Origin of the sequence: Empedobacter stercoris (assembly GCF_025244765.1) — a bacterium.
In the GTDB taxonomy this organism is placed as follows: domain Bacteria; phylum Bacteroidota; class Bacteroidia; order Flavobacteriales; family Weeksellaceae; genus Empedobacter; species Empedobacter stercoris.
Genome location: NZ_CP104209.1, coordinates 176,137 through 201,320 on the forward strand (window position 1 = coordinate 176,137; position 25,184 = coordinate 201,320).

A 25,184-nucleotide genomic window follows, 5' to 3' on the forward strand; every position below is an offset into this window, starting at 1 on the left:
AAAGTTTAATTAAGTAGGGAGGAGCTAAGCTTCTCCTTTTGTATTTATGAATTTTAAAACGCACGTATCCAGAAAAAATTACCAATGGGTAAAATGGAGTCGTATTGCTTTGTGTTCTGCATTGGTAGGTATAGTAGTAGGTTTGCTAACGTTAATGTTTAAAACTTTGGTGGAACAATACGAACATTTATTGCTACACAAAGCAAAAGATTTTCAATTGTTTTTTATTGTTTTTCCTTTTATTGGTTTAGCCTTGATTTATGTTTTACGTCAATTTGTATTTAATAAAAAGAAGAATAAAGGAATTTCAGAAGTATTAGAAGCAGTTCAATCAAAGAAAAAGATTCCTTCATATAAAGTGTTGTCGCATTTCTTTAATGGATTTCTTACCGTTGTTTTTGGTGGAACCACAGGAATAGAAGTTTCAACCGTTGTGGCAACAGCAACTTTGGGTGATATGGCATCGCGAAAAGATGTGATTTTTAAAAAATACAGAAAAGAATTTATGGGAGCCGCTATTGCCAGTGGTGTCACTATTTTGTTTTGTAGTCCGTTGGCAGGTTTGTTTTTTTCGTATGAAACCATAAGGAAACAGAAAACAAAAGTGTTTTGGATTACACATATTCTTAGCGTGGCTTTTGCAACCGCCATACTTTTCTTAATGAATGTTCATCCGTTGGTCGATCTCAGTCAGTATGTTCACGATTGGAAGTATGAAGCTCTACCATTTTTTATTGTATTAAGTATGTTATCGGGAGTTTACGGTGTATATATGACAAAGGTTGTGACATATTCAAAGAAGGCTTCTTTTTTTGAACACAGACCATTATTGCAATTACTTATCGGTTCTATTTTCTTGGGAAGTATTTTGTATTTCTTACCCGAATTATATGGATCAGGATATCACACCATTATTCAATTTACACAAGAAAAAAGCTATATACTTAGCATAGCGTTGCTTGCGTTAATTTTGGTCATTATAAAACCTTTTACAACTGGTTTAACACTGAAGTTAGGTGGTGATGGTGGCGTTTTTGCGCCAAGTATTTTTGCAGGTGCTTGCTTAGGTTTAATTGTGGGAATGTTGACTAAAATGTATTTTGTGCCTGATGTATTGGTTTTAAACTTTGTAATATTAGGCGTAGCATTAACAGTAGGAGCTACATTGCACGCTCCTTTCACTGCTATATTTTTAACCTTCGGAATTTTTAATTCGTATGTACTTTGGTTGCCTTTAATTGCCTTAACTTTTGTCAGTTATTTTTTATCAAAAAGGATTTTTCCCTATACGGTTTATACACTTTCAGTAAGAAAATAATCATTAATCATGTAAAACGTAAATTTTGTGGCAGAAACTTATCGCTTATGGATTTAAAATTTTCATTGAATTAGAAGCTAAATTATGATGAAAATAGTTCTATAATAAACGTGAAATAATCTATTGAAAATAGTTTAATTGATGCGTTCAAAACTAATCTTTGGTTACTTTATTTTAGGTTCAAGTATCTTTATTTTACGTATTGAAATCAACAAACTGCAAGGTGATTTTTGCAGATATAAGAATGCATTTTTGAATTTCTTTTAATTAAAAAGTCCTTTATTTCTTTTTTTTTAGACCTAAAAATCTACAAATTATTTGTATAAATCGTTTTTGCTTGTTTTATTTTTTTATACAATAACTCGAAGTAAGAAATTCAAATTTTCCTTAATAAAATATGACCTGAATCATAAAAACAAGAAATAGATGAGGTTAATTTTGGTCTAAATAATTACTTCATGATGAAAAATTCATTTATTTTAATAGCAGTTATTTTAGTCATTTTTTGGGCTTTTTTATTTTTAGTATTGCGAATTTCGTATTATGGTGTAGTACATTTTCTATTGTTTATGGCTTTTATTTCATTAGTATTACGTCTCCTTATTGGTAAAAATCAAGGTTAAATTAATTACTTTTACATATCACACTTATTAATGTTTTATTCTTTTCTAATACCCGTAATTTATGACGGGTATTTGTTTATTTAACTGGTTTTAAGATTTATAAACGATTGTAAACGCTTATGATTTGAATCATAATATTGCAATCTTTATGTGAATAATTTAGCCATAGAAAGAAATCTAATTAGTATTTCAATAAAAGTTAAATCCAATTTGCTACATGAATAATACTAGTCTATTTATGTAGTAAATTACAAAACTACAATTATGAAAAGGAGTAATTCAAACAATCACAATTCGCACAATTCAAAATCTACATTAGAAGAAATCTATCAGCTGGGTTATGATCATGGTTTTAATGATGCTTCGCAAGACGAAGACTATGATGATGATTTTTCTGATTATGAAGACGATTATGATAATTTTACAAGTGGTTATCAAGAAGATAATTATGATGACGACGATTATGACGACGATTATGATGATGATTATAATGACAATGATTATCAAGATTATAGAAGAAATAACAGAAGAAATATGCCAGAAAGAGATAGTATGGGTCGATTTGTTTCTTCTAATAATCGTTCTTCTGGCCGTGGAAGTCGTTCTTCTTCATCACAATCTAATAACCGAAGATCATCTTCTAATTCCTCTTCTCATAATCGTTCTTCTCGAAGCGGAAACAACAGAAATTCGGATAGTGAATCAGGAACTTCAAAAAGAGGTTTTGCATCTATGAGTAAAGCGGAACGTACACGTATAGCTCGCATGGGAGGTAAAGCATCTCATGGAGGGGGGCGTTCTTCAAATCGAAGAGGACGATCTTCAAATTCGAGTCGTTCTGGATTCGGGGGAAGAAGAAATGATTAATTGTTTTGTTTTGCCTCTTTTCGGAGGGGCAATTTTATTAAAAATAAAAAAGTATGGAAAAGAAAGAATCTCATCCAAATAATACAATGGATAAATCAACTGAAAATATTGATGAAAAAATGAAAAAGTCAGCTTTGCACAAATTTTTTATTTCTGCATTAAAAGATATTTATTATGCAGAGCACGCATTAATTGATAGTTTGGAAAAAATGCAAAAATTTGCAACAACAGAGGAGTTAAAAGATGCTTTTGAAGATCATCAGTTACAAACCAAAAAACATATTAGTCGATTAGACAAAATATTTGGATTATTGGATGAAAAGACAGAGAAGAAAGAATGTGAAGCGATAAAGGGGCTAATTAAAGAAGCAGAAGAAATGATTAAATCGACACAAGATGGATCAATGACACGTGATGCTGCTTTAATAATTGCTGCTCAAAAGATAGAGCATTATGAAATTGCAACTTATGGTGGTTTGGTACAATTGGCAATTACAATGGAGCATCATAAAGTAGCTGAGTTACTTGAAAAAACATTGGTTGAAGAGGAGGAAACGGATGATGACCTAACCGATATTGCTGAAACTTTAATCAATTTCGAAGCAGAAGCAGAAGAAAATTAGTGCTGAAATAAGATCTCTTATGACTATTTATGATAAATAATTATGATAAGAGATCTTTTTTGTTGGTTTTTTACACATTACATCGATAAAGTTTAACAAATTGATTGTTTGTATGGTATGTTTATTGAAAATAATATGTGATATTTTTATCTTCTCTCAACAGCCTATAAAAAATTACAAACCACAAAAATTAACACTATGCTGATTGATGAAAAACTATTGTACGAGTATGGAGCAGAAAGGGTCTCGTTTAAAAATGGAGAATATATTTTTAAAGAAGGTAGTTATCCATTTTTTTATTTTCAAATCCTTGTCGGAAAAGTAAAACTTAACCATTTTAATGAAGAAGGCAAAGAATCTATTCAAAATATTCTTTCGCCAGGCAAAAGTATTGGAGAATGTTTCTTGTTTCTGGATAATCAATATCCAACAAATGCAGAGGCTTTAGAAGATACAGTTCTTTTACGATTAAATAAATCTGTTTTTTTAGAATTATTAAATTCGAATCCCTACTTGTATAAAAATCTGAGTAGATGTATTTCAGAAAAGTTATATTACAAGTTTTTGATGATGCAAAATAATTCTATTAACAGTCCTATTGTAAGGTTAAAAGGATTATTAGATTATTTAAAAAATGATACAGTAGAAATCAAAACACCTTTTTCGTTCAAAGTAGAGCTTACTCGTCAACAATTAGCTGGTTTAACTGGAATGTGTGTCGAAACTGTTATACGCACAGTAAAATTAATGGAATCTCAAGACATGCTACGGTTGCATAAAGGAAAAATACTCTATTAAAAAGTAAATTTTTTAACATCCTAAATCAACGATTATGTTTCCACAATTTAAAGAATTTTTTATATCAAGTTTACATATTTTCGCCTATATAATTTTGCTTATAGGTGGATGGATTTTTCTATTTTTTTGGCTCAGAAAGCGAAAAAAGAATAGAAATAAAAGAAAATAATTTGATTATTGTGTTAGCCAATTATCATTGTTATGTGATAATTGGCTAATTTTTGTTAATGCATTATATTTCTAAGAACTCGTTATGGATGATCCGAATTAATTCCTGTTCTTTTTGGACTTTATAATAAGAGAATTTTGAGTAAAAACGAATAAGCATATTTTTTGTAAAAAGAGTTCCTTCATCTGAAATGTTGTTCTGATTAACATATTCAAGAGCATTTATTTTGTATTCTGCAATCAGTTGATTTAGAAATTCTTTTTTCTGTGTGCAGTTCGTCTTTTGACTAATTTTATCAATAGATTGAATGATAAATGGAGGATCAATTAATAAATGCGCTGTTGCTGATCCGAATATAAATTCATGAATTAAACTTAAAAATTCGTGTTCTGTTTGAGTTATTTCCAGTTTATATATATGCATATCTTTTTTTTAACCATTTATTATTTCTCCACCGTTCGGGTGCAAGACTTGTCCACTTATAAATTGAGAATCTTCGCAAGCTAAAAATAAAAACGAAGGAGCTACTTCATTTGGCATTCCTGCTCTTTTCATTGGAGAATCAGTACCAAAATTGGCTACTTTTTCAGAATCAAAAGAAGAAACGATAAGAGGTGTCCAAACTGGACCTGGAGCAACAGCATTTACTCGAATTCCGCTTGCTATCAAATTAGACGATAAACTTCTAGTAAATGAAACAACAGCCCCTTTTGTAGCAGCATAATCGATTAATTTTGGACTTCCTCGATAAGCTGTAACAGATGTGGTGTTTATAATAGAACCTCCTTTTTTCATATAAACTAAAGCAAATTTAGTTGTCCAAAAGTATGAGAACACATTGTTCTGAAATGTTTTAATCAATTGTTCGCTGCTTATATTTTCCAAAGATTCGCTTTCCCAATGTAATGCAGCATTATTGACTAAAATATCTATCTGCTTATAATATTCAATTGTTTTTTCTACTGCGGCAAGACAATTTTCTTCTTTTGATAAATCCCCCTTGATCAGTAAACATTTTCTGTTATACTTTTCAACTTCTTTTTTAGTTGCCTTCGCATCAATTTCTTCGTTAAGATAAGCTACTGCAAGATCAGCCCCTTCTTTCGCAAAAAGCAGCGCAACTGCTTTACCAATTCCACTATCACCACCAGTAATTAACGCTACTTTTCCTTTTAATTTTCCTTCTTTCGCATAAATTATAGGATCCGTTTTGGGAATAGGTTTCATGTTTTCTTCAATACCAGGTCTATTTTGTTGTTGTTTTTCGTGTTTTATTTTTTTCATAAGATTAATTTTTTAAAAATTATCGAGATTTATTGCGTAATGTGTTAGTAGATATAGATTGTATTTTGCTGAATTTGTAAACTAATTTTTCACTCATACATTGACATAAAATCAAATATAAATGAGGATGTTCTTCTAAAAGATTGAAAAATTTATACTTTTCTAATCGAATAATATGGCAATCATCAATCGCTTGAATTGTAATCGAATAAGAGTTATTGGTAAATAAAAAAGCTTCTCCTAAACTTTGTCCTTTTACAAGCATAGATTTTAGAATAATTTTTTCTTGATAAAAGTTATTTCTAATAGCCTTCCCCTTTAAAATTTGATAATAAAACTCTGCATATTTCCCTTTTTTCATTATTATATCGCCTTGTTTGTATGTTTTTTTTACACCTCCAAATTTTAGTAATAATTCATTGTTAATTAGCATATTAAAAAGTTTTGATTAGCGTCTATCTAAGGTAATATCAGATTAAACTTCATTTTATGAGTAGGATCATGTTGGTATTTACTTTTTTAGTCTTAAGAAATAAAAGCTATCGCCAATGATTATTAAATACATCATTTTATTAAAGTCTAATATGATTGTAATCATATTCTTAGCATTTTTCTCCTTCTAATTTTGAAAATATAAAGACGAAATCGATTGTCATTTTATTTAAACACAAGAAATATATTTTATCAAAATTATTACCTGCCTTGTACCCTTATTTGGTGTCATAAGAATAAGTTGTAGAAAACAAAAGAAATGACAGCAAATTATTCAGATTCTGCTAATCACACGGAGAGGTTCAAAATATAAATCATTTTATCTAAAAGTTGTAAATGGATTAATCTTTGATTATTAGTTAATTAAACCAAATTTAAATGAAGAAAAATAAGAAAACTGAACAAATAAAAAAATATATTGTAGATAATAGCAACCAGATTTTAACTACAAATGATGGAGTTGCAATACATGACAACAACAATACGTTGAAACTGGGAGTTAGAGGACCATCTTTACAACAAGACCACATTTATTTTGATAAGTTAGGGCATTTTGACCGAGAAAGAATTCCAGAAAGAGTGGTTCATGCTCGCGGAAGTGGAGCCTATGGGATATTAGAAATTCATGAAGATATCTCTGAATTTACTCGAGCAAAGTTTTTACAAAAAGGAGCAATTACACCTCTTTTTACAAGATTTTCAACAGTTGCAGGATTCAAAGGTTCAACCGATTTAGCCAGAGACGTAAGAGGTTTTTCAGTCAAATTCTATACAGAAGAAGGAAATTACGATTTGGTAGGAAATAATATTCCAGTATTTTTTATACAAGATGCCATGAACTTTCCTGATTTAGTACATGCTGTAAAACCTGAGCCAGATACTGAAATGCCACAAGCAGCTTCTGCCCATGATACATTTTGGGATTTTATTTCACTTATGCCAGAATCTTCTCATATGATTATGTGGTTAATGTCAGATCGTGCGATACCAAGAAGTTTTAGAATGATGGAAGGTTTTGGTGTTCATACGTTTAAATTAATCAACAGTAAAGGTGAAATAACATTTGTTAAATTTCATTGGAAACCTAAGTTGGGAGTTCATTCAGTAGCTTGGAACGAGGCACAAAAAATTTCAGGTTTTAATTCTGATTTTCATAGACAAGACTTATGGGAAAATATTGAAAAAGAAAATTTTCCACAATGGGATTTGGGTGTTCAATTGATACCTGAAAAGGACGAGATGAACTATCCATTTGATTTATTAGATCCTACGAAACTTATTCCAGAAGAGTTAGTGCCTGTAAAACTTATTGGGACAATGACACTTAATCGTAATCCAGACAATTTTTTTGCAGAAACTGAACAGGTTGCATTTGATCCAGGAAGAATTATTCCAGGTATTGATTTGTCAGATGATCCTTTATTACAAGGTAGAGTATTTTCATATATGGACACTCAAAATTATAGATTAGGTGGTGCAAACTTTCATGAAATACCAATTAATAGATCAATCAATCAAAAAAACAACAATCAGAAGGATGGAACAAATAGAATGGATATTTTAAAAGGAGATGTAAGTTATTTTCCAAATAGTAAAGCATCAGGATGTCCATATCATGCTATATTGAAAGGTGAAGAAGGTTTTCAATCTCATCAACAAGAAGTACAAGGAATGAAAGTAAGAGGAAGATCTGATTCTTTTGCGGATCATTTTTCTCAAGCCACTTTATTTTTTAATTCTCAATCTGAATCAGAAAAACAACATATTATAGATGCTTTTAGTTTTGAATTAAGCAAAGTGAGCGACTCAAAAATTAGAGAAAGACAAGTAGCTATCCTTTATCAAATTGATAAAACTCTTGCTCAAAAAGTTGGTGATAATCTTGGTATAGTACCTCCAAAAGAGTTGGATGAACTGACATTAAGTTTTGCAAGGCAAAATCATCCCAATTATCCTCTGCAGCCTAAAAAACAAGAAATAAATTCATCTGTTGCTTTGAGTATGAAAGTTAAAGAAGGTGAAGGAACTATAACAACCAGAAAAGTAGCCTTTTTAGTAGATAATGGTGTTTCTAAAAAAAGTGTAGATCAATTAAAAAAAGCATTGGAAAAAGAAGGCGCAGTAGGTGTTTTAATTTCATCTAAAGTTGGAGAGTTAATCTATGATGAAGGTGATAAAGAAAATATTTACCATTCGTATCTTACGGATTCTTCTGTATTATATGATGCAGTGTTTACTCCATCAGGTAAATCTCTTAGTTCGTTAATTTCAAATCCAGATTATTATGAGTTTATTAATGAGGCTTATAGACATTGTAAAATATTAGCTTTTGCAAAAGGAACCGAAGATTTATTAAAAAAATCATTTGTTGAAAAAGATAAAGGAGTTGTATTAGAAGATGGAACCCAAAACTGGGTAGATGAGTTTATTAATTCGATGAAATTACATCGTATTTGGGACCGCGAAAAAGCAAGAAAAGTTCCATCATAACGAGAGATTTTTTCTACAATAATTTATCAAATAAATAAATTTCAATGCAGCTTTTTGAATAACATCTTATTGAAATACTTTTAAATTTTTACAAGCACTAATATTCAATTATACTGTGTATTACGAAGTTCAATGCCTTTAAATTTGATTCACTTTTTTAATAATATTCTTAAAAGAAAAAATATGAAACATAGAGGTCAAACATCATTAACAACAAAAATAGCCGTCATTACTGGAGCTTCAAGTGGGGTTGGTTTAGCAACTGCCGAGTTATTTGCAAAAAAGAGATACAATATAATTTTAGCAGCAAGAGGTGTCGAAGCTTTAGAAAAGGCTGTTTCAAAATGTAATGCTTTAGGTAGTCATACTGTTTATAAATCAACAGATATGTCTTCTGCTGAAGAGGTGAAAGAATTGGTCGAATATTGTCTTAGTCAATTTGGAAGAATTGATGTATGGGTAAATAATGCGGGAGTGATGGCGAGTGGAAAATTTGAAGATATTCCGATGGAAATTCACGAGCAAGTAATTAAAACAAATTTAATGGGCTATATGCATGGAGCCTATTATGTTTTACCTGTTTTTAAACAACAAAATCAAGGCATTTTAATTAATAATGTTTCAATTGGAGGTTATTTGCCAGCACCATTTAGTGCTGTATATTCGGCTACAAAATCTGGAATTAAAGGCGTAATGAGTGGTTTACAAAGCGAATTAAGTATTTATCCAGAAATTCATATTTGTAATATTTATCCTCAAATACAACGATCTACAGGGAATATGCATTCAGCAAAATATTCAGGATTAGATTTTAAAATTCCTCCATTTGCTGCCGATCCAATGGAAACAGCAAAAGTAATCTACAAGTTGACATTAAAACCTAAAAAAGATACTTTTCCAGACGTTAGTTCTTATATGATAAAGCTTATTCACGGGATTTTTCCGCATACATTCACAAATCTTATAACTGCTGTGATGAGAGGAATGATGAAGCAAGCAAAAGGGAAAGATGATGAAGGTAATATTTTAAAACCTTCAAAAGAACCGCATCAAGTCTATGGAGAGACAAGTACGGTACTTCTTTCAGATTCTACCAAAAGATTAGTCTCAATTGGTCTAATTATAGGCATAGGACTTTATACAGCAACAAGAATTCGAAAAAATATTAATTAAAAATATATTCAAATGAAACTAAAAGAGTTAAAATCAGACGAAATTCAAGAATTATTAATTGAATTGTACAACCGAGCTTACAAAAAAGGCTACGAGAATAATAAAAACCAGTTGTCAGAAAATTGTAAAACTGATACGCGAGAAGGAGTGATTATAAGTGACGGAGGTGATGTAAATGATGTAAATGATCATGTTGATGTACAATTGTCTAATCAAGAAAAAATGGAGGTAGTAGAATATATCCAAACAAAATTGTTTGATTTATTGAATGATGAGCTATAAAAAATCAAACAAAATAGTTTAATTCTATTCCATCAAATGATGCAAAAACCATTGTTGGAAAGCTATCTTGATGAAAAATAATTCCATTGCGATCTATACCAATTGCACCTGCAAATCCATTCACATGTTTTAGTTCATCAAAACTTTTGGCAAATGCATCTTCCATACTCATGCCATCCGTTACGCGGGTAACAATTTTTGCAGCCATTGCGCCACTTACAATTTCTTCTCCAACGCCAGTCATGCTAATACCACAATATTGATTGGCGTAATTTCCAGCAACAGTTGCAGAATCTGAAACACGACCAGGTAGTTCAAAACCTTTTCCTCCAGTTGAGGTTGCAACAGCAATATTATTTTCGGCATCTAAACAGACACATCCAACAGTACTTGTTTTAGCTGAATTTAATTTTTCTTCGTATTCTTTTTTACGTTGTTTAATTTCAGGATCAAAATAATCAAATCCAATTTTACGAGCAAATTCAGTTGCTTCGTTAGCTGCTAAAATGCGATCTTCATAAGACATCAATTTTTCGGCCACCAAAATAGGATGTTCTACATTTTCTATATTGATAACACCAGACATTTTAAGTGTTTTTCCATCCATTAAAGCTGCACTCAATCTTATTTTACCATCAGATTGTATTTGAGACCCTAATCCTGCATTAAATAACGGATCATCTTCTAATAAACTGACTGTATAAACGACTGTTTCTGTAGCGGTATGAGTGGTTAAATAATCATAGCCTTTTTGAACTATTTTAATTAATGCATTTTGTTTTTGAAATTTGGTTTCAGGATCTGTCAATGATTCGGAAAAGAAACCACCGTGAATAATTAACTTCATAGTTATTGATTGTTGTATTGAGAATCTTTGATTGAAATTTTATTTTGATCAAAATGAAAAACGTCATTTCGCGTCATCACATGGCAAATAATATGACTGATCGAAATCGGATACCCAATCTCAATTTGAGAAAGACTGGTGTCTAAAATTTCTCGTCCATCAACCAGTATGATAGATCCAGAACCTATTGCTGTCATTTTGTTGTTATTTTCGCTAATGATTAACCCTGTATCTTCACTTAGACCAATCCCAATTTTCATTGGATTTCCAGTTACAGCTTGAAATAAACGTCCAATTCTTCCTCTTTGAATAAAATGTGTGTCCACTAAAATGGAATCAATTAATCCAAGACCGCTATTCATTTCTACAGCTCCTTTCAGTAATGCGTCTGAACTCACTCCTTGATAAATCATGCTGGAAGAAACAGCCGCAGCACCAGCAGAAGTACCTGCATAAATAAATTCTTCATGGTAATATTTTTGAAGTAATTTTTGTTGAAAAGGGGTACCGCCTATGGTAGAAGTTAATCGGAGTTGATCGCCACCACTAAATAAAACAACATCCGCTTCGTCCAATCGTTTCAGTGATTCAGGATGAATAGCATCTAAACGTGTATTGATGTCTAAATGTTCAACATTGTGTGCGTCCAAAAGACTGAAAGCTTTAATATACGACTCAGCTGCAATTTTAGGCGTTTGTGAAGCTGTTGTAATAATCTCAATTCGCGAATTTTCTTTATGTTTAGATTCTTCTATAATTTTTTTTAGAATACCATTTTGATAAAAGAAATCATTCAGTACTTCTTGTTTTGGTAAATGAGGTGGAATGTTCTCAGCTGTATTAATACCACCACCAACAATAATTAATTTTCCTTTTATACTCATTATAAAAAATTTTATATTCAATTTAATTAATATAAAACAGACAGGTACAGATTATATCATAAAAAAATGATAAAGTCGTGTTAATAGGACAAATAGGTCTAGTTATTGTAATGATTTATTAAATTTTTTAACACTTACCACAAATGAAAATAGAGAACATATCAATACTTAGAGGTCCAAATTATTGGAGCATAGAACGAGATAAACTAATCCAAATGCGATTAAATTTGGGTCGTTTAGAACAATTTCCCACCAATAAAATTAATGGTTTTTCAGATCGCATACAATCATGGTTACCCTCCATGCACTCACACCGTTGTTCGGAAGGGGTTGCGGGTGGATTTTTTACTCGCGTAAAAGAAGGTACTTGGATGGGGCATGTGATTGAGCATATCGCATTGGAAATACAAACTTTGGCAGGAATGGATACGGGATTTGGAAGAACACGCGAAACTAACACATCAGGAACGTACAATGTTGTTTTTGCATATCAAGATGAACAAGTAGGGGTATATGCTGCAAAAGCAGCCGTAAGAATAGCCGAAGCATTAATTTCTAATTCATCTTACTCCATTTCAGCAGATGTTGAAACAATGGCTAAAATATGGAATGCGAATAAATTGGGGCCTTCTACACAAAGTATTATTAATGAAGCAGAGAAGAGAAAAATTCCTTGGTCAAGACTAAATCAACATTCATATATACAGTTAGGATATGGGAAAAATCAAGTTAGATTAGAAGCAACGATTACAGAAAACACCAATTACATGGCTGTAGAAATTGCATGTAATAAATTTCGAACCAAGCAGTTGTTGAAAGATGCATTTGTCCCTATTGCAGACGGAGGATTATGTAAAAATCAAGAAGAGTTAAAAAGTATAATCGAAGAAATAGGCTATCCTATTGTCATCAAACCTTACAACTGCAATCATGGAAGAGGCGTAACCACCAATATCAATCTGTTAGAAACTGCTGAAAAAGCATTGCAATACGCACAAGAATTTAGTCAAAAAGTCATCGTAGAAAAATTTGTAGAAGGTCACGATTTTAGAGTATTGGTCATCAATAAAAAAGTAGTGGCTGCAGCGAAGAGGATACCAGCTCATGTCATAGGAGATGGTAAACTGTCCATCAACGAATTGATTCTGATTGAAAATAACAATCCTAATAGAGGAGAAGGCCATGAACAAGTCTTAACAAAAATAAAAGTTGATCAACATACGATTTCATTATTAAAATCAAAAAACTACGATTTACAATCTATTCCAAAAAAGGATGAAATCATTTATCTAAAATCAACCGCTAACCTTAGTACAGGCGGAACATCAATTGATGTAACAGATGAACTTCATCCAGATAATATTCTTTTAGCCGAACGAATTGCTAAGGTTATTAATTTAGATATATGCGGAATAGATATTATTGCTTCCAATTTATCAGCATCTTTGTATTCATCCGGAGGAGTTGTAATTGAAGTAAATGCAGCGCCAGGTTTTAGAATGCATCTATCTCCAACAAAAGGGATTGCTCGAAATGTAGCTTCTTCGGTTGTAGATATGCTTTTCCCTCCTCAAAAATCCACCACTATTCCCATAATTGCAGTTACTGGCACCAACGGTAAAACTACGACTACACGACTAATCGCTCATTTATTTAAACAACATAAAAAAAATGTCGGTTATACAACTTCAGACGGTATTTATATACAAAATAAGCTGATGGAAAAAGGGGATACAACAGGACCGATTAGTGCACGAAAAATTTTATATGATCCAACCATAGATATTGCAGTTTTAGAAACAGCAAGAGGAGGAATTCTTAGAGAAGGACTTGCATTTCGCACTTGCGATATAGGAATCATTACCAATATTACCGAAGATCATTTGGGGTTAAAGGATATTCATTCTTTAGAACAATTAGCGAGAGTAAAGTCTGTGGTAGTAGAAAGTGTTAAAAAAGAGGGCTGGGCCATTTTAAATGCTGAAGATCAGTATTCGATGAAGATTTCTAAAAAATTAGAATGTCAAATTGCGTATTTTTCTTTGGATGAAAAAAATATAGAGATTCAAAACAATATAAGAAATGGAAGTACAGTTGCATTTTATACAGAAGATGCCATTGTAATCCAAACCAAAACAGAACGAATATGTATTGCAGACGTAAGTAATATTCCATTGACGATGAATGGCAAAGCTGCATTTATGATTCAGAATGTGCTGGCAGCTGTATTGGCAGCGTATTTATCAGGTATAGATATTTCTACGATTAGAACAGCTTTGGAGACTTTTTTTCCAAGCCCAAAATTAACTCCTGGTAGAATGAATATTTTTCAATTTAAAGAGTTTAAAATTTTAATTGATTTCGCCCATAATCCTGCCGGATATATCGCTATAAAAGATTATCTATCGAATGTAAAAGCGAATAAAAAAATTGGTATTATTTCTGGGGTAGGCGATCGCAGAGATGAAGATATCCAATCTTGTGGAAGAATTGCTGCCGAAATGTTTGATTATATCATTATTAGACAAGAACGACACCTAAGAGGGCGAACAGAAAAAGAAATAATACAGTTGCTTGTAAAAGGGATCAACGAAGTTCAACAGGATTTTCCTTACGAAATCATACCCAACGAAATTGAAGCCATTGAACATACCATAAAAAAAGCCGAAAAAGGTGATTTTATTGTCGCATTAAGTGATGCTGTTTCTAACGCTATTGATGTCGTCCAATTTCATTTAGATAAAGATTCTTAATCATCTCATTTTAAGTTGATTAATGATTACCTTGAAAATGAAGTAATTTTATAAAGATCTACTTTTTAGATGATCGATTAAAGCCAAACGTTTTTAATCGCTCATCTTTTTTGTTAAGAATACTATTTTTTAGAACTTCTGCTGCAATCATAGAAAAAGTAATTCCATTTCCACCGTAGCCTAAAGCAAACAAAGTACGATCTCCCTTTTTCCAAGGACCTATATAAGGCAAACCGTCATCAGTAGAACTAAAAGTTCCGCACCAAGCCATCTCTGTTTTAAATTCAATTTCAGGATATAAATGCTTAAATTTTCGTTCCAGAACCTTGATTTTCGAACGAAGTAAATCATCTCGTTTTTCAGGATTTTGAAAATCTTCGTCTTCCCCTCCAACAATCAAACGATTATCTTTTGTTGTTCTCATATACAAATAAGGATCAGCTGTTTCCCAAATTAAACTACGGTTTGGCCATACCATTTTTTCATCAACAGGCGAGGAAATTATTGCATAAGTAGAAAGTAAATTCATCACTTTTTTAGGAAGAAACTGACCAGCCTCAAAACCAGTAGCCACAATTACATATCGACAAGAAATAATGTGCCCATGCTCTGTTAAAAGCTTACAGCCATTTTTTGATTCCTGTATATTTTCCACTTTTGTATGCGTATAGATTGTTAAGCTGTGTTTTTGTTGATGGTATTTTAGTAAGCTAATTGCAGCTTTGTAAGCATCCATTTGGGCAGAAGTATCATTCTGTAACGCAGCAATTCCATCTATATTTTGATATGTTTTTAATTGTTGTGCATCCAAATAGTTAATCGGTAATCCCACTTCTTTTCTAAGGGCAAACTCTCTGTCTAACAACTCTACACCCGCTTTATTACTTGCCAGCAAAACAGTCGGAACTCTTGTGAAATCAGCATCAATTTTGGTGTTTTTAAAAATATTTTCAATACTTGTAATGGATTGTAAACAATCGAAATAAGCATTTATAGCATGTTTTTCGGGAACTTTTTTAATTAATTCGCACAAAGGTGTATCAATTTCATATTGTAATTGAGCTGTACTTGCGGCAGAACTTCCTGTAGAAATTGTTCGTTTATCAATCAATGCACATTCTATTCCAGCTTCACACAATTCGTGAGCAACTAAAGCACCTGTAATACCAGAACCAATTATCGCAACATCAATGCTACAATGATTTCGAAGTGGTTGATATAAATCAAAGAATTCATTTTTCACAATCCAATAAGGTAATCCAGAATGTAAATCCATTGTTGCGAGCTTGTTTGGTTTCAAATCATTTACCGAAAAAATCGAGCCAAAATATTTCGGGTACAAAAGTACTTTAACATTTAGTTTTTTATAATTGGCTTAATGCTTGCGATGTAGTAAATAAGAAGTTGTCGGTTAGATTGTTAATTATAAATCACTTAAAAATAAAATTATGGCTAAATTAAAACGAAAAGATTATAAACTGAATTATATTGATTACGGTGATAAACTTGCACAGCCTGTTATTTTGATACATGGTTGGCCGCTGAGTTTACAATCATGGGAATATCAAATTCCGAAAATTGTAGAAGCTGGTTTCCGTTGTATCGCCTATGATCGAAAAGGATTTGGGAAATCTTGTGCTACTTGGGATCGTTACGATTATGATGCGTTGGCAGAAGATTTACATGCGCTTATAGACGAATTACAACTAAAAAATGTCGTGTTGGTAGGTTTTTCGATGGGAGGAGGAGAAGTTGTACGCTATATTGCGAATTATGGAAATCAGAATATTTCGAAGATTGCATTAATCAGTTCAATCATTCCGCTTGTAAAACAAACACCCGATAATGAACATGGTGTTCCACAAAAGGATTTGGATGAGATTGTGGTGCAACTTGAAACAAATCGATTAGAGTTTTTAGAAGGTTTTCATAAAGGATTTTACAATTATGGATTACTTAAAAAATCGGTTCATAAAGAACAATTAGAGTTTGATTTTTCTGTTGCTTCGCACGCTTCACCTATTGCAACGTTGAAAGCTGCACGCGCTTGGATGGACACTGATTTTAGGACGGAATGTAAAATGATTGAGGTGGCAACGTTAATCATTCATGGTAAAGAAGACCAAACTGTTCCCATTAAAACGGCGGGTGATCAAGCGGCAAAACTGATTTCGAATTCAACTTATATCGTGTATGACGATGCACCGCATGGACTGAATATTACGCATAAAGAACAGTTGAATATGGATTTGATAGAATTTCTTTTAAGTATCGAACATAAGAAACATTAGAAATGAGAAAAATAAATAAAACGATTGTTTCTGGGGTAGCAATAGCAGGAATAGGAGGACTTTGTTATGCATGGTTAAATTGTAGAAAAGTAAAAATACCAGATTTTGTTGAGGTCGTAGAGAATTTTGATCCACAACAATACATGGGAAAATGGTACGAAATGGCTCGTTTGGATTTTAAGTATGAAAAAAATCTAAGTCAAGTTACAGCAACTTATTTTCTGAGTAAAAATGGAAAAATTGAATTTCATAATCGTGGGTATGATGCTAAAGAAGAGAAGTGGAAAGAAGCACACGGAAAAGCAACTTTTAACGGAGAAGAAGGAAGAGGAGCATTGAAGGTTTCTTTTTTTGGTCCGTTTTATTCAGGCTACAATATTGTGATGATGGATCCAGCGTACGAAACAGCTTTAGTTTTTGGTGAAAGCCACGAGTATATGTGGATATTATCCCGAAAGAAAAGCATACCAGAAAATATAAAACAAAATTACCTGAGATATGCAGAAGAAAAAGGTTATGATGTTTCCCAATTAACGTGGACAAAACAAGATTGATGTGTGATTAATTTCCTAATTAAAAACCCAATGATTTTTTAGTAAATTCAGTGGGTTTTTAATTCTTTAGTTTTTATTATACAAAAAATAAATTACTCAGTTAGAGGATTAATATTATCTGCAACAGGAAATTCCTGTCCTGTTTGACCAATAGTCTTATTAAAATCAAATTTTGCAGCATCAGACATATTAGCACCACCAGCTAATTTAGCTTTATCTAGCAAGTCTAAAGCTAATTTTTCTTCTTCACGTTGTTCCATTACTAACCATTGTAAAAAATTCCAAGTAGCCCAATCTTCCTCATCCATACACATTTTTACAATTTTGTAAATAGATTCAGTGTTTTCAATTTCTTGTTTCAAAACTGCTTCAAAACATTGTAAAACATTTTTTGGTTCAGGACCAGGTTTTTGTATGGCTTCAATTTTTACACTACCACCTCGTTCTTGTATATATTCTATAATTTTTGCCATATGAACACGTTCCTCTTGCGAATGTTTCATCATAAAACTTTTAATACCATCTAATCGGTTATCATCTGCCCAACAAGCAAGCATCAAGTAAATTTGAGCAGAAAAAGCTTCAAGTGTAATTTGTTTATTTAAAGCATTTTGTAAATTTTTTGAAATTCTAGTTGTATTCATTTTTGTGATTATTTAGTTATGATATTTTAGATTGGAATTTTCAGACCAAACTATTAATTTAAATGTTAATACTTTCTAAAATATTGATATTTAGAGTAGATTTAAATTGAATTAAGATGAAATCGCAAAACCAGAAAATGAAAAAGGTTCTCAATTTTTCAATTGAGAACCTTTTTCTATATAATATAATTTTTAATAAGTTTTATTTGCCAATGCAGAAGGTGATAATCTCACTGTTTATAATGTTTAGTAGTATATCAGATGTGTATGTAACTCGTAAAAGCTCACAAACAATATTTTAACTATAAAATATCTTTACTCAATAGTGGACTATATCTCTACTATTGTGTATTTTTAAGCTCTTTAAAATTTAAAATCAATTCATTTGACACCCTTGTGTATCAGATGTGATGGTGACTCGTAAAAAGCACACAAACAATACTTTAACTATAAAAAAACTTTACTCAATAGTGGACTAATCCCTACTATTGGATAATTTAATTACAATATTCTAGTTTTTACTACATTAAGATTTAACATATCCGCATACTTAAAATATTTTATAGAATGGTAGTCAAAGGCAGTATTTAGCTGTCTAATCGATACAGTATGTGTAAAAGTCTTTATTCATCGATGGTGTAGGGGAGTGTGGTGTAGTTTTGGTTTTGTGTATTTTATAAAAATTTTAACACTTATGCCCAAATATCAGTTGATAAAATTATAAAATAAAATAAGAAATGTCGAATTCAAATTATTTAAATAAAATCACTGATGTAAAAATAATTAATTTTTAAATATAATAAAACGTATTATGAATTCAGTGAATGTTTTTATATCTCATAATTTGTACATATATTTGTACATAATAAAATACATGAATATGTTAATAGCAAGTGTTTCAGATTTTAGAAAAGATTTAAAATCTTATTTAGATAGAGTTTCAAAAAATTTTGAAACTTTAATTATCAACAGAGGAAAAGATTCTGGTATTGTTGTAATGTCTCTTGAAGAATACAATTCATTAATGGCGACAAACTATGAATTATCTTCTCGTATCAATGAATCAAGACTTGATTCAGCCATTGAAAAATTAAAAAGTAATCAATCTTTCGAAAAAGAATTAATCGAAGAATAAATGAAATACATATTCGTAGATGAATCTTGGGAAGATTATTTGTTTTGGCAAAAAACAGACAAAAAAAAAGTCAAACGAATCAATGATCTATTAAAAGACATCTCTAGAACACCTTTTACAGGAATAGGGAAGCCAGAGCCTTTAAAACATAAGTATTCGGGGTTTTGGTCACGAAGAATAGATGATGAACATCGTTTAATATATAAATATGAAGACGGACAAATACTTATTGCTAAATGCCGTTTTCATTATGATTAAAATATAAAATCCATGCGAATATGTATGGATTTTTTTATGTATAATAATGTTTTTGTTAAGTTTATAAAAAATATTCTATTGTCTACGAAGTGATGAAGTACGAAAAATTTTAATACCTACAGTTCTATTGTAGTAAAGAAGATGTTTAATGGAAAAAAAGGTAATCCCGATCGTGCGGATTTGCAATCCGTGCTACATAAAAATAGAAAATAAGTTCATTGAAATAAAAGTGTAGTATGTCAACAAAATACAAAGCAACCGATAGTAGCAGTGTATATTTTATAACCATAACAACAGTAGAATTGTATAGATAAAGTCACGGATTGCAAATCCGCGACATCGGGCTTTTAAGAGCATTTTTTAAGTCTTTATTTTTAGAAAGTAGTTTCGATACCATGTTTTTCCAATGGAATTAAGTCATAAAAAAATATATAATTTAAAAAGGAGTTAAGGATAAGTATTTCAAATCGTTTAACTTAGGAGTTTTCCTTCCATCTTACAAATTCTATGTGATTAATACACAACATTAGTAACGTAAAAATAATTAACTTATTATGATACAAGCACGAAAAGATGCAACCGGCAGTGTTCCAAATATGTTGTTATTACACAACTAACACAAAGACAATTATTTAACCATTAAATAACTTAACCCAATAGTGGATAATCTCTACTATTGGGTATTTTTATGCTCTTAAAACAGCTAAAATCAATTCATTTGATAACCTTGTGTATCAGATGTGTTGGTGACTCGTAAAAAACACACAAACAATACTTTAACTATAAAAAAACTTTACTCAATAGTGGGCTAATCCCTACTATTGGATAATTTAATTACAATATTCTAGTTTTTTACTACATTAAGATTTAACATATCCGCATACTTAAAATATTTTTAAAGTGGCATTCAAAGGCGGTATTTGGCTCTTATTTGCCGATACAGAAAGTGTAAAAGTCTTTATTTATCAATGGTGTAAGGGGGTGTAGTGTAGTTTTGGTGTAGTTAAGTTTATTAAAAATTTAACATATTGAAATAAAATATCTTTACTAATTTTTATAAAAAATGTTTGACTTACTAATAAAATAATAGTGCTTGAGCTTCTAACTTGATTTTTTTTTCTTTTAAATCTATGGAATTTTAATTGAGACATCAAATAAAAAAGTGAAACTATGTATTCCTTTCTTAATTATAAACTTTTAACGATTATTTAAATTATAATGTTAATACCGACTTCACAAAAATAAATCTTTAAAATAAATTAGAATTATAATTATAAAATGACATAGTTTTTTAATAAGCTCGGATATTATTTTTAATATTTAGTATAATATTATTCTTTATTTGTTTTAAAATGGTATATTTGTAAACTAAATACAAGAAATGAATTTCAAATTAATCAAAGATGTAGTTGATTTAATAGAAGAATTTGAAAAAGAAAATAAGTTTATTTCTAATGCTTCTATTGATGATTTTAAAAAGTGGATTATTTTAAATAATCATCTAGAAAGTTCTTGTGATGTACCTCATTGGATTGGAAAAGAAAAAATGAGATCGGCTGAAAGTGTTATAAGTACATTACTTGTTCATATGAATAGATATGCAAAAAGTTATTCAAAGTCTGCTATTATAGGATCAGATTTTTCTTCTCAAGAAGATTTTATTTACTTAATTAATTTAAAGGCATTTGGAGAAATGTCTAAGATGGATTTGATTAAGAAAAATGTACATGAAAAACCTGTAGGGATGCAAATTATAAATCGTTTAATTGCTAAGGGTTGGGTTGATCAAGCTTCTTCTGAGCTTGATAAAAGAAGCAAAGTTATTAAGATTAGTCCCGTAGGTTTAGAAATTTTAGAAGAACAAATGGAAAAAATTAGACTAGCAACACAAATTGTAGCAGGTAATTTAACTTATGCTGAAAAAATAGAATTAATAAATCTACTCAACAAACTTGAAGCTTTTCATCAAGATATTTATCAAAAGAATTTTGATACAGAAGATTTATTAGATGAGGCTTACAAATATATTAATTAAAAAAATAACTACTATGAAAAAGAGTGTATTTTTCTTTCTAATTTTCTGTTGTTCTTTGTACTGTTTTTCACAAACGAAAACATATCAATTGTCCAGTCATATTTTAGATAATTCTACTGGAGAGCCTGCACCATCTGTTTCAGTTACATTACAGAAAATGAATGTGGACAATTCGTGGACTAAGGTAAGTACACAAATTACAGATAAAGATGGTAGAATAGGGAATTTTTTACCTTATGGTCAGAATAATGACGGTGTTTATAAACTCGTATTTCATATTGAATCTTATTTTGATAGTAAAAAATTGCAAACATTTTATCCTTTCATCGAGATTGTTTTTCGTATTAAAGGGAATAATCATTTTCATGTACCATTGACTGTATCTCCATATGGTTATTCTACATATAAAGGAAGTTAAAAACGAGATATGAAAAAAAGAATTGCCATTATTGGATCTGGATTTTCTGGTTTATCAGCTGCTGCTTATACAGCAAAAGAAGGACACGAAGTACATGTATTTGAGAAACATAATCAGCCAGGCGGAAGAGCAAGACAATTAAAAACAGAAGAAGGTTATGTATTTGATATGGGACCTAGTTGGTATTGGATGCCAGATGTTATACAAGATTTCTTTGAGGATTTTGGTTATACTACTTCTTCTTTTTTTGAATTGATATCGTTAAATCCTCAATTTGAGATGATTTTTTCCGATGAAAAAATAGATGTACCTGAAAATTTTGAAGCACTAAAAGCAACCTTCGAAAAAATAGAGAAAGGTGCTGGTTTTCAATTAGAAAAATTTATGAAATCTGCCAAATTCAAATATGAAGTAGGAATGAAGGATTTTGTACATAAACCTTGTGCAAATTGGAGTGAATTTATTTCTCTTAAAATTGCTAAAAGTGCATTGAGATTAGATTTACTATCTAATTTTAGAGCCTATGTTGCACGGTATTTTAAAGATAAGAAATTGAGAGCTTTAATGGAGTTCCCCGTAATATTTTTGGGTGCATCTCCTGAAAAGATTCCAGCCTTGTATAGCTTGATGAATTATGGCGGTTATGTACTAGGTACTTATTATCCCAAAGGAGGTTTTTATCAACTGGTATTAGCAATGAAAAAAGTAGCAGAAGAACAAGGGGCGAACTTTCATTTTAATTCGAATGTTGAAAAAATAAATGTAAAAAATCAAAAAGTAAGTTCGCTTCTTATAAATGGTAAAATCCATGAATTTGATGAAGTAATTGCTTCTTCTGATTATCATCATACTGAAACACTTTTGAACGAAGAGTACAGAAATTATACCGCTGATTATTGGAGAGAAAGGACTTTTGCACCGTCTTGTCTTATTTTTTATCTAGGTTTTAACGAAACCATTCCGCATTTAAAACATCATACACTATTCTTTGAACATGACTTAGATCTGCATATAGATAGTATATACGAAGATAAAAGATGGCCTGAAAAACCTTTGTTCTATGCTTGTTGTTCCTCAAAAACAGATCATTCAGTAGCACCTAATGGTAAAGAAAATTTGTTTTTACTAATGCCGATTGCTACAGGAATAAATGACAGTGAATTTGTACGTCAGAAGTATTTAACGGAAATGCTCTTGCGATTAGAAAAGCATACAGGTACTCAAGATTTACAGTCTAAAATTGACTTTAAAAAAAGCTATTGTGTCAGAGATTTTGTGTCCGATTATAATGCTTATGGTGGTAATGCTTATGGGTTAGCTAATACACTTAATCAAACAGCAGTACTAAAACCTAAAATAAGAAATAAAAAGCTAAAGAATTTATTTTATACTGGTCAGTTAACTGTTCCTGGACCAGGAGTTCCTCCCTCTATTATATCTGGTAAAATAGTGGCCAATGAGATCAACAAAATAAAAAATTAAATCCGTATGAAACAATTATTTGATGAGCTTTCTTATTCGGTGAGTAAGATGACAACTCAAAAATATAGCACAAGTTTTTCTTTGGGTATTCTTGCCTTAAAACCTTCTATTCGATCGGCTATTTATGCGATTTATGGTTATGTAAGGTTGGCAGATGAAATCGTAGATAGTTTTCATGGATATAACAAAGAGAAACTTTTAAAAAGATTGAGAAAAGAAACTTTGCATGCATTAAATGAGAGGATATCGCTTAACCCCATCTTACAATCATTTCAAGAGACTGTAAATAATTATAAGATTGATAAAGAGCTTATCGATCAGTTTTTGAGTAGTATGGAAATGGACTTGCAACAAATAGAATATGACTCGGACTTATACAAAACCTATATTTTAGGTTCTGCTGAGGTAGTAGGACTCATGTGTTTACAGGTTTTTACAGATGGTAATAAAGATAAGTATGCAGAATTAAAACCTTATGCGATGAAATTGGGCTCTGCTTTTCAGAAAATTAATTTTCTTCGAGATTTAAAAGAGGATTATCATATTTTGGGAAGAACTTATTTTCCGAATGTGGATATAAGTGGTTTTGATAATAAGATAAAATACGCAATTGAAAAAGAAATAGAAGAAGAATTTGATGAAGCGTTGATTGGGATTAAAAAACTTCCAGCTTCTTCAATTTTTGGTGTTTATCTAGCATATAAATACTATCTTTCTTTGTTTAAGAAGATCAAAAAAAAATCATCCAAAGAAATTTTAAATGGAAGAATTAGAATAGCTAATTCTGAAAAAGTTTTTGTTGCGTTTAAAAGTTACATAAGATATAAAGCTGCTTGGTTATGATTAAAATGTTAGGGTTTCTCATGGTGGGATTTATAGGTTTTATAAATCAAACTGAGGTAGTTCTAGAAGAGCTAAGGGCTAATTATGCTAAGTTATCTAATGACAAAGAATTATGTGCAAATGTAATAGTTGAATTGGACCATATAAAAAATATATCTGCTATTTATTTGGGGTATTTAGGTGGTGCTCAAACAATTAATTCCAAGCACGTGTCTAATCCATTAAATAAGCTTAAAACTTTTAATAAAGGTAAAAAGAATATAGAGGAGGCTATACGTATAGAACCTGAAAATTTAGAATTGAGGTTTATTAGATTATCAGTACAAAAAAACACACCCTCATTTTTGAACTACTATTCAAAGGTTGAAGAAGATACGCAAATCTTATCGGAAAACAGGCATAAAATATCGTCTATAAATTTGCTTAGAAATATTGAAAAAATTTTAAACGAATAAGTGATGAAGTACCGTTTGTATAGAGAACAACAGCTGTATTGTGATATTGATACAGCTTGGCGATTTTTTTCTTCTCCAATGAATCTTTCGGAAATTACACCAAAAGATATGGCTTTTACAGTTTTGTCAGAAGATCAGGATCAGCCAATTTTTGAAGGTATGCTCATCAATTATAGTGTGTCACCACTATTGGGTATTCCTTTGAAATGGCAGACAAAGATTATTCAAGTAGATCTGCAGCAAAGCTTTACAGATTTTCAACAAAAAGGACCATATAAATATTGGAAACATTTTCATGAATTTATTCCCAATGAAAAGGGGATTTTAATGAAAGATACAGTAGAATACGAGCTTCCTTTTGGAGTTTTTGGAAATGTTGTTCATTCTCTTTTGGTGAAAAAAAAATTGAATAAAATATTTGATTATCGTCATCAAGTCTTAAAGCAATTATTTAATAAGTAGGTGT

25 protein-coding genes are annotated in these 25,184 nt (G+C 30.8%); 18 read left to right on the forward strand and 7 right to left on the reverse strand.

Translation table 11 applies throughout. The features are described from left to right. Positions 1 to 46 precede the first annotated feature (46 nt). From NZD85_RS00830 to NZD85_RS00845, 4 genes are all read left to right on the forward strand, one after another. A complete protein-coding gene (locus NZD85_RS00830; protein WP_260542779.1) occupies positions 47 to 1,318 on the forward strand; it encodes a chloride channel protein in 1,272 nt (423 codons plus the stop codon). Positions 1,319 to 2,205: 887 nt separating this feature from the next. Continuing rightward, positions 2,206 to 2,808 (forward strand): KGG domain-containing protein, encoded by a 603-nt coding sequence (locus NZD85_RS00835; RefSeq protein ID WP_171622179.1) that lies wholly within the window; start codon positions 2,206 to 2,208, stop codon positions 2,806 to 2,808. 53 nt (positions 2,809 to 2,861) lie between these two features. Continuing rightward, positions 2,862 to 3,431, forward strand: coding sequence for a YciE/YciF ferroxidase family protein (locus tag NZD85_RS00840; protein ID WP_171622178.1), 570 nt, complete (start codon positions 2,862 to 2,864; stop codon positions 3,429 to 3,431). Between the two features lie 198 nt (positions 3,432 to 3,629). Next, the gene (locus tag NZD85_RS00845) at positions 3,630 to 4,229 is read left to right on the forward strand and encodes a Crp/Fnr family transcriptional regulator (protein ID WP_171622177.1); all 600 of its coding nucleotides are present in this window, start codon (positions 3,630 to 3,632) and stop codon (positions 4,227 to 4,229) included. Positions 4,230 to 4,461: 232 nt separating this feature from the next. Here NZD85_RS00845 and NZD85_RS00850 read toward each other — a convergent pair whose 3' ends face one another. Genes NZD85_RS00850 through NZD85_RS00860 form a run of 3 tightly spaced genes read right to left on the reverse strand, consistent with a single transcriptional unit; the run spans position 4,462 to position 6,115 of the window. Then, on the reverse strand, positions 4,462 to 4,821 hold the full coding sequence (locus NZD85_RS00850) for a hypothetical protein (protein WP_171622176.1): 360 nt from the start codon (positions 4,819 to 4,821) through the stop codon (positions 4,462 to 4,464). 9 nt (positions 4,822 to 4,830) lie between these two features. Further along, positions 4,831 to 5,682: an SDR family oxidoreductase gene (locus NZD85_RS00855; protein WP_171622175.1), complete on the reverse strand. Its 852-nt coding sequence runs from the start codon at positions 5,680 to 5,682 to the stop codon at positions 4,831 to 4,833. 19 nt (positions 5,683 to 5,701) lie between these two features. Then, complete coding sequence (locus tag NZD85_RS00860) at positions 5,702 to 6,115, reverse strand: Crp/Fnr family transcriptional regulator (protein ID WP_260542785.1); 414 nt, start codon at positions 6,113 to 6,115, stop codon at positions 5,702 to 5,704. Between the two features lie 437 nt (positions 6,116 to 6,552). On the opposite strand from NZD85_RS00860, the gene NZD85_RS00865 reads away from it, so the two are divergent. The 3 genes from NZD85_RS00865 to NZD85_RS00875 all read left to right on the forward strand — a co-directional run bounded on the left by NZD85_RS00865 (position 6,553) and on the right by NZD85_RS00875 (position 10,119). Then, positions 6,553 to 8,664 carry a catalase gene (locus NZD85_RS00865; protein ID WP_188319935.1) on the forward strand — a complete coding sequence of 704 codons (2,112 nt, stop codon included), beginning with the start codon at positions 6,553 to 6,555 and terminating at the stop codon, positions 8,662 to 8,664. A gap of 183 nt (positions 8,665 to 8,847) precedes the next feature. Next, a complete protein-coding gene (locus tag NZD85_RS00870; RefSeq protein WP_171622172.1) occupies positions 8,848 to 9,837 on the forward strand; it encodes an SDR family NAD(P)-dependent oxidoreductase in 990 nt (329 codons plus the stop codon). A gap of 12 nt (positions 9,838 to 9,849) precedes the next feature. Continuing rightward, complete coding sequence (locus NZD85_RS00875) at positions 9,850 to 10,119, forward strand: hypothetical protein (protein WP_171622171.1); 270 nt, start codon at positions 9,850 to 9,852, stop codon at positions 10,117 to 10,119. A 4-nt stretch (positions 10,120 to 10,123) separates the two neighbouring features. Here the strand turns inward: NZD85_RS00875 and NZD85_RS00880 are convergent, their stop codons facing one another. Together NZD85_RS00880 and NZD85_RS00885 are read right to left on the reverse strand one after the other, a co-directional pair. Next, entirely contained in the window at positions 10,124 to 10,966 is an 843-nt protein-coding gene (locus NZD85_RS00880; RefSeq protein ID WP_260542789.1) for an isoaspartyl peptidase/L-asparaginase, read from the reverse strand. A gap of 2 nt (positions 10,967 to 10,968) precedes the next feature. Beyond that, positions 10,969 to 11,850: a cyanophycinase gene (locus tag NZD85_RS00885; protein WP_225541499.1), complete on the reverse strand. Its 882-nt coding sequence runs from the start codon at positions 11,848 to 11,850 to the stop codon at positions 10,969 to 10,971. Between the two features lie 143 nt (positions 11,851 to 11,993). Here NZD85_RS00885 and cphA point away from each other — a divergent pair, with 143 nt between their 5' ends. Further along, positions 11,994 to 14,603, forward strand: a complete 2,610-nt coding sequence (cphA, locus tag NZD85_RS00890) for a cyanophycin synthetase (protein WP_260542792.1) — start codon at positions 11,994 to 11,996, stop codon at positions 14,601 to 14,603. Positions 14,604 to 14,661: 58 nt separating this feature from the next. Here cphA and NZD85_RS00895 read toward each other — a convergent pair whose 3' ends face one another. Beyond that, positions 14,662 to 15,879 carry an NAD(P)/FAD-dependent oxidoreductase gene (locus tag NZD85_RS00895; RefSeq protein WP_260542794.1) on the reverse strand — a complete coding sequence of 406 codons (1,218 nt, stop codon included), beginning with the start codon at positions 15,877 to 15,879 and terminating at the stop codon, positions 14,662 to 14,664. A gap of 172 nt (positions 15,880 to 16,051) precedes the next feature. On the opposite strand from NZD85_RS00895, the gene NZD85_RS00900 reads away from it, so the two are divergent. Continuing rightward, positions 16,052 to 16,894 (forward strand): alpha/beta fold hydrolase, encoded by an 843-nt coding sequence (locus NZD85_RS00900; protein ID WP_260542796.1) that lies wholly within the window; start codon positions 16,052 to 16,054, stop codon positions 16,892 to 16,894. 2 nt (positions 16,895 to 16,896) lie between these two features. After that, positions 16,897 to 17,448 (forward strand): lipocalin family protein, encoded by a 552-nt coding sequence (locus NZD85_RS00905; RefSeq protein ID WP_260542798.1) that lies wholly within the window; start codon positions 16,897 to 16,899, stop codon positions 17,446 to 17,448. A gap of 92 nt (positions 17,449 to 17,540) precedes the next feature. Here NZD85_RS00905 and NZD85_RS00910 read toward each other — a convergent pair whose 3' ends face one another. Further along, positions 17,541 to 18,092, reverse strand: coding sequence for a ferritin (locus tag NZD85_RS00910; protein ID WP_038330349.1), 552 nt, complete (start codon positions 18,090 to 18,092; stop codon positions 17,541 to 17,543). An 880-nt stretch (positions 18,093 to 18,972) separates the two neighbouring features. Here NZD85_RS00910 and NZD85_RS00915 point away from each other — a divergent pair. The 8 genes from NZD85_RS00915 to NZD85_RS00950 all read left to right on the forward strand — a co-directional run bounded on the left by NZD85_RS00915 (position 18,973) and on the right by NZD85_RS00950 (position 25,180). Continuing rightward, positions 18,973 to 19,227: a type II toxin-antitoxin system Phd/YefM family antitoxin gene (locus NZD85_RS00915; protein WP_171622164.1), complete on the forward strand. Its 255-nt coding sequence runs from the start codon at positions 18,973 to 18,975 to the stop codon at positions 19,225 to 19,227. Then, positions 19,228 to 19,485 carry a Txe/YoeB family addiction module toxin gene (locus NZD85_RS00920; protein WP_171622163.1) on the forward strand — a complete coding sequence of 86 codons (258 nt, stop codon included), beginning with the start codon at positions 19,228 to 19,230 and terminating at the stop codon, positions 19,483 to 19,485. Between the two features lie 1,381 nt (positions 19,486 to 20,866). Beyond that, on the forward strand, positions 20,867 to 21,520 hold the full coding sequence (locus NZD85_RS00925) for a MarR family winged helix-turn-helix transcriptional regulator (RefSeq protein WP_225541517.1): 654 nt from the start codon (positions 20,867 to 20,869) through the stop codon (positions 21,518 to 21,520). 13 nt (positions 21,521 to 21,533) lie between these two features. Beyond that, positions 21,534 to 21,938: a hydroxyisourate hydrolase gene (gene uraH, locus NZD85_RS00930; RefSeq protein WP_260542803.1), complete on the forward strand. Its 405-nt coding sequence runs from the start codon at positions 21,534 to 21,536 to the stop codon at positions 21,936 to 21,938. Positions 21,939 to 21,947: 9 nt separating this feature from the next. Further along, positions 21,948 to 23,420 (forward strand): phytoene desaturase family protein, encoded by a 1,473-nt coding sequence (locus NZD85_RS00935; protein ID WP_125350624.1) that lies wholly within the window; start codon positions 21,948 to 21,950, stop codon positions 23,418 to 23,420. A gap of 6 nt (positions 23,421 to 23,426) precedes the next feature. Further along, positions 23,427 to 24,263 carry a phytoene/squalene synthase family protein gene (locus NZD85_RS00940; protein WP_125350625.1) on the forward strand — a complete coding sequence of 279 codons (837 nt, stop codon included), beginning with the start codon at positions 23,427 to 23,429 and terminating at the stop codon, positions 24,261 to 24,263. Next, on the forward strand, positions 24,260 to 24,718 hold the full coding sequence (locus NZD85_RS00945; RefSeq protein ID WP_260542804.1) for a hypothetical protein: 459 nt from the start codon (positions 24,260 to 24,262) through the stop codon (positions 24,716 to 24,718). The genes NZD85_RS00940 and NZD85_RS00945 overlap by 4 nt, the downstream gene beginning before the upstream one ends. 3 nt (positions 24,719 to 24,721) lie before the next feature. After that, positions 24,722 to 25,180, forward strand: coding sequence for an SRPBCC family protein (locus NZD85_RS00950; RefSeq protein ID WP_225539249.1), 459 nt, complete (start codon positions 24,722 to 24,724; stop codon positions 25,178 to 25,180). Positions 25,181 to 25,184: the final 4 nt, after the last annotated feature.

Coding starts and splice junctions, on each gene's coding strand:
- NZD85_RS00830 (WP_260542779.1), top strand. CDS start 47: ATGAATTTTAAAACGCACGTATCCAGAAAAAATTACCAATGGGTAAAA.
- NZD85_RS00835 (WP_171622179.1), top strand. CDS start 2,206: ATGAAAAGGAGTAATTCAAACAATCACAATTCGCACAATTCAAAATCT.
- NZD85_RS00840 (WP_171622178.1), top strand. CDS start 2,862: ATGGAAAAGAAAGAATCTCATCCAAATAATACAATGGATAAATCAACT.
- NZD85_RS00845 (WP_171622177.1), top strand. CDS start 3,630: ATGCTGATTGATGAAAAACTATTGTACGAGTATGGAGCAGAAAGGGTC.
- NZD85_RS00850 (WP_171622176.1), bottom strand. CDS start 4,821: ATGCATATATATAAACTGGAAATAACTCAAACAGAACACGAATTTTTA.
- NZD85_RS00855 (WP_171622175.1), bottom strand. CDS start 5,682: ATGAAAAAAATAAAACACGAAAAACAACAACAAAATAGACCTGGTATT.
- NZD85_RS00860 (WP_260542785.1), bottom strand. CDS start 6,115: ATGCTAATTAACAATGAATTATTACTAAAATTTGGAGGTGTAAAAAAA.
- NZD85_RS00865 (WP_188319935.1), top strand. CDS start 6,553: ATGAAGAAAAATAAGAAAACTGAACAAATAAAAAAATATATTGTAGAT.
- NZD85_RS00870 (WP_171622172.1), top strand. CDS start 8,848: ATGAAACATAGAGGTCAAACATCATTAACAACAAAAATAGCCGTCATT.
- NZD85_RS00875 (WP_171622171.1), top strand. CDS start 9,850: ATGAAACTAAAAGAGTTAAAATCAGACGAAATTCAAGAATTATTAATT.
- NZD85_RS00880 (WP_260542789.1), bottom strand. CDS start 10,966: ATGAAGTTAATTATTCACGGTGGTTTCTTTTCCGAATCATTGACAGAT.
- NZD85_RS00885 (WP_225541499.1), bottom strand. CDS start 11,850: ATGAGTATAAAAGGAAAATTAATTATTGTTGGTGGTGGTATTAATACA.
- cphA (WP_260542792.1), top strand. CDS start 11,994: ATGAAAATAGAGAACATATCAATACTTAGAGGTCCAAATTATTGGAGC.
- NZD85_RS00895 (WP_260542794.1), bottom strand. CDS start 15,879: ATGGATTTACATTCTGGATTACCTTATTGGATTGTGAAAAATGAATTC.
- NZD85_RS00900 (WP_260542796.1), top strand. CDS start 16,052: ATGGCTAAATTAAAACGAAAAGATTATAAACTGAATTATATTGATTAC.
- NZD85_RS00905 (WP_260542798.1), top strand. CDS start 16,897: ATGAGAAAAATAAATAAAACGATTGTTTCTGGGGTAGCAATAGCAGGA.
- NZD85_RS00910 (WP_038330349.1), bottom strand. CDS start 18,092: ATGAATACAACTAGAATTTCAAAAAATTTACAAAATGCTTTAAATAAA.
- NZD85_RS00915 (WP_171622164.1), top strand. CDS start 18,973: ATGTTAATAGCAAGTGTTTCAGATTTTAGAAAAGATTTAAAATCTTAT.
- NZD85_RS00920 (WP_171622163.1), top strand. CDS start 19,228: ATGAAATACATATTCGTAGATGAATCTTGGGAAGATTATTTGTTTTGG.
- NZD85_RS00925 (WP_225541517.1), top strand. CDS start 20,867: ATGAATTTCAAATTAATCAAAGATGTAGTTGATTTAATAGAAGAATTT.
- uraH (WP_260542803.1), top strand. CDS start 21,534: ATGAAAAAGAGTGTATTTTTCTTTCTAATTTTCTGTTGTTCTTTGTAC.
- NZD85_RS00935 (WP_125350624.1), top strand. CDS start 21,948: ATGAAAAAAAGAATTGCCATTATTGGATCTGGATTTTCTGGTTTATCA.
- NZD85_RS00940 (WP_125350625.1), top strand. CDS start 23,427: ATGAAACAATTATTTGATGAGCTTTCTTATTCGGTGAGTAAGATGACA.
- NZD85_RS00945 (WP_260542804.1), top strand. CDS start 24,260: ATGATTAAAATGTTAGGGTTTCTCATGGTGGGATTTATAGGTTTTATA.
- NZD85_RS00950 (WP_225539249.1), top strand. CDS start 24,722: ATGAAGTACCGTTTGTATAGAGAACAACAGCTGTATTGTGATATTGAT.